This window comes from Allosphingosinicella sp., from assembly GCF_046295735.1.
Lineage (GTDB): Bacteria > Pseudomonadota > Alphaproteobacteria > Sphingomonadales > Sphingomonadaceae > Allosphingosinicella.
In genome coordinates, this window is the sequence record NZ_JBKBMQ010000013.1 from 99,971 (window position 1) to 111,272 (window position 11,302).

The 11,302-nt window shown below is 66.5% G+C and carries 8 protein-coding genes; all 8 read left to right on the forward strand.

The genetic code is table 11. The features are described 5' to 3' along the window. Positions 1-98 precede the first annotated feature (98 nt). The 8 genes from ACK4K7_RS12960 to ACK4K7_RS12995 all read left to right on the forward strand — a co-directional run bounded on the left by ACK4K7_RS12960 (position 99) and on the right by ACK4K7_RS12995 (position 11,124). The gene (locus tag ACK4K7_RS12960; RefSeq protein WP_431866595.1) at positions 99-3,407 is read left to right on the forward strand and encodes a TonB-dependent receptor; all 3,309 of its coding nucleotides are present in this window, start codon (positions 99-101) and stop codon (positions 3,405-3,407) included. 167 nt (positions 3,408-3,574) lie between these two features. After that, positions 3,575-4,714: an endo-1,4-beta-xylanase gene (locus tag ACK4K7_RS12965; RefSeq protein WP_431866596.1), complete on the forward strand. Its 1,140-nt coding sequence runs from the start codon at positions 3,575-3,577 to the stop codon at positions 4,712-4,714. A 54-nt stretch (positions 4,715-4,768) separates the two neighbouring features. Continuing rightward, a complete protein-coding gene (locus ACK4K7_RS12970) occupies positions 4,769-5,911 on the forward strand; it encodes an aldose epimerase family protein (RefSeq protein WP_431866598.1) in 1,143 nt (380 codons plus the stop codon). Further along, positions 5,911-7,365 (forward strand): xylulokinase, encoded by a 1,455-nt coding sequence (gene xylB / locus ACK4K7_RS12975; protein WP_431866600.1) that lies wholly within the window; start codon positions 5,911-5,913, stop codon positions 7,363-7,365. The genes ACK4K7_RS12970 and xylB overlap by 1 nt, the downstream gene beginning before the upstream one ends. Next, complete coding sequence (xylA, locus tag ACK4K7_RS12980) at positions 7,365-8,684, forward strand: xylose isomerase (protein ID WP_431866609.1); 1,320 nt, start codon at positions 7,365-7,367, stop codon at positions 8,682-8,684. Before xylB ends, xylA begins: the two co-directional genes overlap by 1 nt. Positions 8,685-8,704: 20 nt before the next feature. Then, a complete protein-coding gene (locus ACK4K7_RS12985) occupies positions 8,705-9,784 on the forward strand; it encodes a glycoside hydrolase family 43 protein (protein WP_431866601.1) in 1,080 nt (359 codons plus the stop codon). A gap of 587 nt (positions 9,785-10,371) precedes the next feature. Further along, a complete protein-coding gene (locus ACK4K7_RS12990; protein WP_431866611.1) occupies positions 10,372-10,701 on the forward strand; it encodes a PilZ domain-containing protein in 330 nt (109 codons plus the stop codon). Between the two features lie 255 nt (positions 10,702-10,956). Continuing rightward, positions 10,957-11,124 (forward strand): hypothetical protein, encoded by a 168-nt coding sequence (locus ACK4K7_RS12995; protein ID WP_431866603.1) that lies wholly within the window; start codon positions 10,957-10,959, stop codon positions 11,122-11,124. Positions 11,125-11,302 lie beyond the last annotated feature (178 nt).

Here is an 11,302-nt window from a genome sequence, read left to right on the forward strand (position 1 = left end):
ATCCTGGGAGCTTGATTTCTGCTGCGAATCTCGATTACCTCGTGGCTAACAAAAAGAAGCGCCAGGTCAACTGTTAGCGCTAACATGGAGAGGAAGCGATGGGGCAATCCTTCAAAGGTAGTGCCGCCTTTCACGCGTGGCTGAACTGCGGCGCGTCCGTGCTGGCATTGTGCGGCCTGGCGGCGGCCAATCCGGCAATGGCGCAGCAGACGCCGCCCGCCACGACGCCCCGGCCCGGCACCGCCGGCGCGGACGAAACGGTGCCCACCGCCGACCCGGCCGAGGGCGCCGATTCCATCGTCGTGACCGGCATCCGCCAGAGCCTGCGCAGCGCCCAGGAGATCAAGCGCCAAGCCGACGTGGTGGTCGACTCCATCTCGGCCGAGGATATCGGCGCGCTCCCGGACCGCAGCGTCACGGAGGCGCTGCAGCGCGTCCCGGGCGTCGCCATCAACCGCTTCGCGGGCGGGCACGACCCAGACCACCTCTCTGCCGCAAGAAACGGCGTCGTCGTGCGCTGCCTTCCTTCCGTGCGTAGCGAATTGAACGGCCGCAACACCTTCACCGCCAATAACGGCCGCGGGCTGAGCTTCGCCGACGTTCCGGCCGAGCTCATGGGCGGCGTCGATGTGTTCAAGAGCCCGTCGGCCGACATGATCGAGGGCGGCATCGCCGGTACCGTGAACCTGCGCACCCGCGTTCCGTTCGACAGCCAGGGCTTCGTCGTCTCCGGATCGGTGGAAGGCAGCTGGGGCGATTTCGCGCGAGAATGGAGCCCCACGGTTTCGCTGTTCGCGAGCAACCGCTGGGACACGAACATCGGCGAGTTCGGCATCCTCGGCAACTTCGTCTATTCCCAGCTCAAGTCGCGGGCGGACGGTCTTCAAATCTCCAATTATGGCGAGCGCACGCTCTATTCGAACGGCGACGTCATCCCGGCGGCGGGCGCGACGGCCGTGCGCGACGTCTATCTGCCACGCGGCGCCGCGATGCGCTCGCAGGAGTTCAACCGCGAGCGTTACGGCTATGGCGCCGCGGCGCAGTGGCGGAGCCCCAACCGCGACGTGCTTGCGACCTTGCAGTTCCTGCGCTCGGACTCGCGCCAGGCCTGGACCGAGAATGCGATCGAGATCGCGACCGACGTCGTCACCGACCAGGGCGATTCCCGCGCCGTACCCGGCACGCGTCTGGAATTCGGCGACAGCGGCCTGTTCGAACGCGGCGTCATCACCGGCCCGACCGGCTGGCGCGACGACCAGCAGACCGCCTGGGGCGGCAATCCGCAGCTGCGCACGCCCGTCTTCGGACTGCAGAGCAACAACCAGCGCCGCTCGGTCGACCAGCGCTTCGTCACCACCGATTACGGCGCCAACATCAAATGGGACGCAAATGAACGTCTGACCTTCAATTTCGACTATCAGCACGTCGATTCCAAGGTCGACAATCTCGACATGGGCATCTGGACGTCGAGCTTCCAGAACGTGTTCTTCGACATGTCCGCGGGCCGCATCCCGACGATCGAGTTCCGGCCGCCCGAAGTGTGTGTGGGCCCGGCGCAGAACAGCCCGTGCAACGACCTTGGCGCTGCGGGCATCCCGCCGACCTATTTCGGCCCCGGCCACACCAGCTTCGAGGATCCGTACAACAGCTTCTTCCGCGCGGCGATGGATCATATCGAGCAGAGCGAGGGCAAGCAGAACGCGTTCCGGATCGACGGCGATTACAGCTTTCCCGAGGAGAGCTGGCTGACCTCGATCCGGATGGGCTACCGCATCGCCGAGCGCAACAACGTCGCCCGCTTCTCGCAGTACAATTGGGGCGTGCTGAGCGAGATCTGGGGCGCCGGCGGCCCGGTCTGGCTCGACGAACCGATCGACGGCAGTCCGGACACGGCGGGCGGCGCTCCCGGATCGGCCCAGGCCGAGCTCGTGCCGTTCGACAATTTCCTGCGCGGCAAGGCCCCCAATCCCCTATTGGGCCAGAGCCGCTGGTTCTACTCTGGCAGCCCGGCGCAGAATTATCAGGAGGCGTCAGACTTCGCGCTGCGCGTCGGCGACGAGTGGCGCGCGCGGCTGGGGGCGGACGGCTGCCCGCAGAACTGGGTGCCGCTCGCGCTGCGCTGCGGCGTCACCGAGGGGCCGTTTCAGCCGGGCGAGATCAACCCGGTCAAGGAAACCAACAACGCGACCTACATGATGGTCCGCTTCGGCAACAGCCTCGCGAACGGCGTCCGCCTCAGCGGCAATTTCGGCGTGAGATGGACGGGCACGACCCGGCTCGCCAGCGGTCTCCAAGTCTTCCAGCAACAGACCTTCCAGTCGGACGCGCAATGCGCGATCCGGCAGAACCCGGAAACGGGCGAGGAGATCACACCCACGCCCTTCTGCCGTCTCCCGGCCGACGTGCGCCAGCAGGCGCGGCAATGGGCGAGCGGCGCCTCCATTCCCAGCCAGGCGCGGCTCAACTACGATTATTTCCTGCCCAGCCTCAATCTCAAGGCCGAGTTGGGGGGCGGGGTCCAGCTGCGCTTCGCCTGGTACAACGGCATCGCGGCGCCGGAATTCGGGCTGACCCGCAACTTCTACAATCTCGCCCTGTCGACGGACGAGGAAAGCATCCGCAGCGGCGGCGGCCGCCCGATCGCCCGCGCCACCGTCGGAAATCCGTTCCTGCGGCCGATCGAATCGAGCAATTTCGATGCATCGGTCGAATGGTATTTCGCGGATGTCGGTCAGCTCACCTTCGCCGCTTTCTACAAGAAGCTGACCGGCGTGCTGACCAACGGCACCGAGCGCCGGCCTTTCACCAACAACGGCGCGACGTTCGACGCGATCGTGACCACGCCGGTGAATGCCGAGGAATCGGGCAAGGTCCGCGGCTTCGAAATCGCCTATCAGCAGACCTTCACCTTCCTGCCCGGTCCGCTGCGCGGCCTCGGCCTCAACGCCACCTACACCTACGTGGATTCCAGCGGCGTGCCGCAAAGCACATTGTCGGAAACCGATCCGGACGTGGCGGCGGGCACGGTGTCGCGGGTCGACACGGGGTTGCTGCCGCTCCAGGGGCTTTCCAAACATTCGATCAACTTCACGCCTTTCTTTGAACAAGGACCGCTGTCGATCCGCGCCGCTTATTCCTGGCGGTCGCGCTTCCTGCTGACGGTGCGCGACGTGATCGTGCCGTTCGCGCCGGTCTACAACGAAGCCTCCGGACAGCTCGACGCGTCGATCTTCTATTCGATCACGCCGCAGATCCGGGTGGGTGTGCAGGGCGTGAACCTGCTCAACGAGGTGACGCGCACCAGCCAGGTGATCGACGCTTCGGAGCAGAGCGGTATCTTCCGGGGACCGCGTTCGTGGTTCATCAACGACCGGCGCTTCACCGCCATCATCCGCGCGACATTCTGATCCCGCCCATGGGGTGACCTGGAGCACCGACGCCCCGCCGGCGGTGCTCTTTTTTCCTCCGTCTACCTCAAAGATCAGTTCGCGGTTGACTCTTACCCGCTTGGCTATGTTAACGCTATCACGTAGCGGAGATCAGGATGGAAATCACACGCAGGCAAGGACTTGCAATGGCCGGGGGCCTGGCACTCAGCGCCTGCGCCACCGCCTTCCCCGATACCTCGGCCGCAGGTCTCGACACGATTGCGCGCCGCTCCGGCCGGCGCTTCGGGTCCTCGGTCGGGGGCGGGAGCGCTGGGACGATCACCGGCTCCTTCGCCGATCCGCGTTACCGTGCCCTGCTGGTGGCGGAATGCGGCGCCCTGGTCCACGAGAACGAGCTCAAATGGAGTTCGATCAGGCCGTCGCCGACTTCGTTCGATTTCGGAGCGCCCGACAGCATCCTCGCCTTCGCGGAGGAACATGGGCTGGCGATGCGCGGCCACACCCTGCTGTGGCATCATCCCGACTGGTTTCCGAACTGGGTCGCGTCCTACGATTTCGGCGCGCGCCCGGCGGCGGAGGCCGAACGGATGATCCGGGAGCATGTCGCGACGGTGTGCCGCCGCTACGGCACCCGCATCTATTCCTACGACGTGGTCAACGAAGCGGTGCACAATTGGCGCGGCGACATGCGGGAGACCGCTTTCTCGCGTGCGATGGGCAGCGCCGAGGCGGTTGTGGATCTTGCCTTCCGCACCGCCCGCGAAACCGCGCCCCACGCCCAGCTCGTCTACAACGACTATATGGCCTGGGAACCGTGGAACGAGGTCCATCGCACCGGCGTGCTGCGGCTGCTGGAGGGCTTTCGCCGGCGCGGCGTGCCGGTCGACGCGCTCGGCGTTCAATCGCACATCGGCACCGAGAACAGCGACGACTCGATCGGTTTTGGCGCCGCGCAGGAGCAGGCCTGGCGCCGGTTCATCGACGAAGTGGTGGGGATGGGCTACGATCTCGTCATCACGGAGTTCGACGTGCACGACAAGGGCCTGCCGGCGGACGTTCCCACCCGGGATCGGGCGGTCGCCGATTATGCGCGCGCCTATCTCGACCTGATGCTGAGCTATCCGCAGATGGGCGACATCCTGGTCTGGGGGATGACCGACCGCTATTCCTGGCTGCAGGACCGCTGGGTGCGCCCAGATGGGCTGCCGAAGCGCGTGGCGCCCTATGATGCGGACTTCCAGCCGAAGCCGCTCCGCGCCGCCATCGCCGATGCCTTGCGCGGCGCGGTCCCGAGCCGTGCGGGCCGGCGGCGCGCCGGCGCGTGAGCGGACCCGGGAACAGCTCGCGCGCCCGCCGCGCTGATCGAGGAGGAAGAAATCATGCGGCAATTCGGCCGGTTCTTCGTCGCTCTCGCTCTCGGCGTCGCCACGCCTGCGGCGTCGCAGCCCTTGCCTGTCGAAGCGCGCGCCTATGGCGTGACGGCTGAAGGCGAGGCGGTGCGGGAATTCAGCCTTCGGAATGCGCGCGGCATGGTCGTCCGTTTCCTAAATTATGGCGGGATCATCACCGCCATCGAGGTTCCCGACCGCGACGGGCGGGTGGAGAATGTCGCGCTCGGCTTTGCGGATCTCGACGACTATGCGCACCGCAACGGCGACTATTTCGGCGCTCTGGTCGGCCGCTATGCGGGCCGGATCGCCGACGCGCGTTTCACGCTCGACGGGCGCGAATACAGGCTCTCGGCCAATGATGGCCCCCACGCCCTTCATGGCGGCTCGGCCGGCTTCGAGAAGCGCCTGTGGGAGGTGCGGCCGTTCGAGCAAGACGGCGCAGCGGGCGCCGTGCTGCGCTATGTCAGCCCGGCGGGCGAGCAGGGCTTCCCCGGCGAACTGGAGGTGGAGGTGACTTACACGCTCCTCCCCTCGAACGAGTTGCGAATCGACTTTGAGGCGCGAACGGACGCGCCGACCGTCCTTAATCTCACCAGCCACGGCTATTTCAATCTGGCGGGCGCGGGCTCCGGGACGGTGCTCGACCACCTCCTCGAGATCGCGGCCGACAGCTATGCGGAAACGAACGAGGGCGGCATCCCCACCGGGCGCTTCAACCCCGTCGCGGGAACGCCCTTCGACTTCACCTCCGCCCGCCCGACCCGGGCGCAGCAATCCGCCGATCATCCGCAGATGGAGGGCCGCCGCGGCTTCAATCACAGCTGGATCCTCGGCGGTGACGGCGGGCTGGCGCAGGCCGCAACCCTCTCCGATCCGGCATCGGGGCGCCGGCTCGATGTTCTGACGACCGAGCCGAGCATCCACATCTACACCGGCGGTTGGCTCGGCAATGGTGGGGTCGGTGCGCAGGGCAGGGTCTACGGCCCGCACGAAGGCATCGCGCTCGAGACCCAGCACCTGCCCGACAGCCCCAACCAACCCGATTTCCCGAGCACCGTCCTGCGTCCCGGCGAGACCTTCCGCTCCACCACTATCTTCCGCTTCGGCTTCATGGACGAGGACGGCGGCTGATGTACCTCGGCATCGATCTCGGAACGTCGGCGGTGAAGGCGGTGCTCCTCGCAGAGGACGGCACGCTTGCCGCTCAGGCCTCCTCGCCGCCGCTCGCTATCAGCCGCCCGCGCCCGCTCTTTTCGGAGCAGGACCCCTATGACTGGTGGCGGGCGGTGGACCATGCGGTCCGCGCGCTCGATCCGTCGCTGCGCCGCAAGGTGCGGGCGATCGGCCTTGCCGGGCAGATGCACGGCGCGACCCTGCTCGGGGCCGACGACCGCCCGCTACGCCCGGCCATTCTCTGGAACGACGGCCGCTCGGACGCGGAATGCGTGGAACTCGAAGCGGCGGAGCCCCGCACGCGCGAAATCAGCGGCAATGCCGCGATGGCGGGTTTCACCGCGCCAAAATTGCTCTGGGTGCGCAGGCACGAGCCGGAGCTGTTCGCCGCCGTCCGGTCGGTGCTGCTGCCGAAGGATTATGTCCGTCTCCGCATGACCGGCGGCAAGGCGAGCGACATGTCGGACGCGAGCGGTACGCTCTGGCTCGATGTCGCCGCGCGGCGCTGGTCGCCCGATATGCTGGCCGCGACCGGCCTCGACGAGCGGACAATGCCGGAATTGTTCGAGGGCAGCGAGGTGAGCGGCACCTTGCGCCGCGACGTGGCGGAAGCCTGGGGGATGGAGGCCGTCCGCGTCGCGGCCGGCGGGGGCGACAATGCGGCCGCCGCCGTCGGCGCGGGCGTGATTGGCGAGGGCGACGCTTTCCTCTCGCTCGGCACCTCGGGCGTCGCCTTCGTCGCGACCGACCGCCTGCTCGCAGCGCCCGCGCAGGGCCTTCACGCCTTCTGCCATGCGCTTCCCGGCCGCTGGCACCAGATGTCGGTGATGCTGAGCGCCGCCGCCTGTCTCGACTGGGCGACGGGGCTGCTCGGTTTCGCCGACGTGCCCGAGCTGCTCGCCGCCGCCGAACGCGCGGAGGACGCGAGCGCCCCCATCTTCCTTCCCTATCTCAACGGCGAGCGCACGCCGCATGCCGATCCCTACGCCACCGGAGTCTTCTTCGGCCTCACCGCCGGCACCGGCCGCGAGGCGGCGGCGCGCGCGGTGCTGGACGGCGTCGCCATGGGGCTTCGCGACGGCGTCGACGTGATCGCGGGCACCGGCTCCGACATCCGCTCCTTCACGATGGTGGGCGGCGGATCCAGGTCGCAATTCTGGGGCCGGCTGATCGCCGCCGCGCTCGATCGGCCGCTCGTCTACCGCGAGGCGGGGGAGGTGGGGCCGGCGTTCGGCGCGGCCCGGCTCGCGCGCATCGCATCGGGCGAGGCGCGCGTGGAGGAGGTCTGCGCGCCGCCGCCGGTCACCGCCACGATCGAGCCCGAGCCGCGTCTCATCGACCATTTCGCGGAGCGCCAGCCGCGCTTCCGTGCCCTCTACGCCGCCCTCAAACCTGTTTTCCGGGAACCATGATGACCCACCGCATCTTCGCCGACTTCGATCCGATCCGCTATGAAGGGCCCGACAGCCCCAACCCGCTGGTTTACCGCTACTACGACGCGGACCGGCAGGTGCTGGGCAAGAGCATGAAGGATCATCTTCGCCTGGCGGTCGCCTATTGGCACAGCTTCGCCTGGCCCGGCCACGACATCTTCGGCGCGGGAACGTTCCAGCGGCCGTGGCAGCCGGGCCAGGCCTGCTCGCAGGAACTCGCCGATCTCAAGCTCGACAATGCGTTCGACTTCTTCGAGCGGCTCGGCGTCCCCTTCTTCTGTTTCCACGACGTCGATGCGATGGCGAGCGCCGACACGCCTGCGGAGCATCGCCGAAGCCTCGCGGCCATCGCCGACAGGATGCAGCGCAAGATGGAGGAGACCAGGGTCGGCCTCTTATGGGGCACCGCCAACCTCTTCTCCCACCCGCGCTATGCGGCCGGCGGTGCGACCAGCCCCGATCCGGACATCTTCGCCTGGGCCGCCTTCCAGGTGCGCGAGATGCTGGAGACCACCCACCGGCTGGGCGGCGCGAACTACGTGCTGTGGGGCGGGCGCGAGGGGTACGACACCATCCTCAACACCGACATGCGGCAGGAGCTGGACCAGCTCGGCCGATTCCTCAGCCTCGCCGTCGAGCACAAGCACAAGATCGGCTTCACCGGCCAGATCCTGATCGAACCCAAGCCGCACGAGCCGGCCAAGCACCAATATGATCGCGACACGGCGACGGTCTACGGCTTCCTCGCCCGCTACGGCCTGACCGACGAGGTGAAGGTCAACATCGAGGCCAATCACGCGACGCTGGCGGGCAACAGCTTCGAACATGAGATCGCCACCGCCGCCGCGCTCGGCATCTTCGGCTCGGTCGACATCAATCGCGGCGATCCGCAAAATGGCTGGGACACCGATCAGTTTCCGAACGACGTTCCGGGCCTGACGCTCGCCTTGATCGAGATATTGAAGGCGGGGGGCTTCACCAGCGGCGGCTTCAATTTCGACGCCAAGGTGCGCCGCCAGTCGGTCGATGCCGAGGACCTTTTCCACGGCCATGTCGGAGGGATCGACGTGCTGGCCAGAGCCCTGCTCAACGCCGCCGCGATCATCGAGGACGGGCGGCTGCGGCGCTTCGTCGAGGACCGTTATGCCGGCTGGCGCGGCGACTTCGGCCGCCAGGCGCTTGGCCGGATGAGCCTGGCGGAGCTGGCCGACCATGCGCTCGCCACGAACGACGCCGACCGCCGCCCGCCGTCGGGCCGCCAGGAATATCTTGAAAATCTGATCAACCGCTTCGTCTGAAACGGAAGGGGAGAGGAAGGATGATGAAGGCCCTGTCGATCCTGGTAACCGGCGCCGCGGCGCTGCAGCTCGCCGCCTGCGCCGCCGCGCCCCATGGCGAGCCGCGTTCGCCAGACGGGCTGCGCTATCTCTCGCAGCCGCTGGTGACCGAGATCTACACGGCCGATCCTTCCGCGCGGGTGTTCGACGACCGGCTCTACATCTACGGATCGCACGACATCGACGGCAGCACCGTCGAGGACGATCTCGGCTCCCATTTCGAGATGCGCGACTATCGCGTGCTTTCGATGGACCGGGTGGGCGGGCCGGTGACGGTCCATCCGGTCGCGCTCGACGTCGACCAGGTGCCCTGGGCGCGGCGGCAGATGTGGGCGCCCGACGCGGCCCGGAAGAACGGGCGCTACTATCTCTATTTCCCGGCCAAGGACCATCAAGACGTCTTCCGCATCGGCGTCGCCGTCTCCGACCGGCCGGAGGGGCCGTTCACGCCGCGGCCGGAGGCGATCCGCGGGAGCTACAGCATCGATCCCGGTATGTTCACCGACGACGACGGGGCGACCTACATGTATTTCGGCGGCATCTGGGGCGGGCAGCTCCAGCGCTGGACCGGCGGGCGCTACGATCCGGCCGCCGGCAACACCGATCTCGGGCGGCCCGACGCGCCCGCGATCATGCCGCGCATCGCCAGAATGCGGGACGACATGCTCGAATTCGCCGAAGCGCCGCGCGAGGTGACGATCCTCGACGAGCAGGGCCGCCCGATCCTGGGCGGCGACCTGGACCGGCGCTTCTTCGAGGCGGCCTGGGTCCACAAATATCAGGGCCGATACTATCTCAGCTACTCGACCGGCGACACGCACTACATCGTCTATGCGACCGGCGATTCCCCCTACGGACCCTTCACCTATCGCGGCCGGGTGCTGCTACCGGTGCAAGGCTGGACCAACCACCATTCAATCGCCGAGTTTCGCGGCCGCTGGTACCTCTTCTATCACGACACCCAGCTTTCGAACCGCACCCACCTTCGGAACATCAAGATGACGGAGCTGCGCCACAATCCGGACGGCACCATCCAGACGATCGACCCCTTCGTCCGCTGAGGGCGCTTGCGGGGTCCGGAGCAACCGGATCCGTGCACAAGTCGGGCCGTTGCTGCCGGTTATCGCTACCTTGTCGGAGCCGAAACAGGCCCGAACGGTCAGTTCGCGCGTGATTTTCGTGTCGAAAGACACACGGTTTCGCGTCGAACTTCAGCTCGCGAGCGAGCATCCGGCGGGGTGGTTACACCGCTCGGTTGTGGACGCAACGCGTAGCAGTGTTGGTATGACAATTGAGAAGTTTCCGTTCCGCGCCGTTAAAGGTTTGACCTCGTCTGCCCAGAATGGCTCAATGTGGACGGGAGCTCACGGTCTGGTTTCAGCAGAGTAGATGGAGAGGCGGACGCTCCACGTCCGATGGCCATGACCTTAGACATCCATCGTGGATGCCTACGGGGTCGCCGGCGGACAGCGAGGTCAGCAGGCACCGGTCCCTTAGGCGGCGCAAAGTTTCCAGCGCCGCCTGTCTAGCACCGGCTACAGCGGAAATCCCGTAGCGGCGCTTAACTTTGTGAACGCAGGAGCTGCATAGCATCCTCATCTGGGGGAGAATGCTGATGGCGTCGAGTTATATACCGCGTGATCCGAGGATGCCTTCTAATCTGCCGGCGACGATCAGTACCTTTTCAGGTGACCAGGTCCCGGCAAGGGTGGCGAACATATCAAGGGGGGGCTTTCTCGCCGATTGTGAGGCACCAGTGCCGGTTGGCAGCCAAGTCGTTCTGTTCCTGCCGTCCGTTGGCCGGCTGCCGGCCCAGGTCCGATGGGCGATGGGGAACTCGATCGGCGCGGTCTTCAACGGTGTCCTCACCGGCCCCCTCGAACTCGGCCTTCGCAACCTTCTGGCGTCGGCTCCGCGGCGCGGGGTCGGGGGGGAGCAGAAGCGTGACCCATGTCACGATCGCAGCAAGGTCGCTTGAGGCCTCGGACAAGCGCAATCTGAAATTGCTGTTTGGGCTGAAGAGGGTGCATGCAGCCAGATGACGAGCATCGGGAGCTCAACATCAGTGGTCGATGGCTGAAAGTGCCGGAAGCAGATGGTCTGGTTCCGGTCACGTGGTAATTTGGTCAATCCGAGGATGTGGAGTTGCGGTTTCTACCAAGCCGGGAGGCAGGTCGACGTACTTGGAGGGTGGGAAGTGGGCGTTAACGCTGGAGCCGATACGCTCCGAGGCATGTTGACGATTATCCTGCCGAACGCTGCCTTGATCTTCGCCTTCCCTGTTGGCGCAACATACGACTGGTCAGCGCTGATTGCTCGATCAGACCGGCTGAACCGTCTCGCATGGCCTGCAATGAACGTCAGCTCCGCTCTGCTCGTGGTTGTGGTCCTCAGCGCCTGATCATTGCGCATCCGGGAATGTAGGCTGCCGGTCGCTTCCACGCGTTAAACGCGAATGTTAGGCCTCGTGGACAAAGGGTAGCCAGAGTTTGACGGAGGCGATGGTGACGAAGCCCAGATATGACTCTCGCGTCTTGTCGTAGCGGGTGGCAATGCGCCGCCAGTTCTTGAGTTTGTTG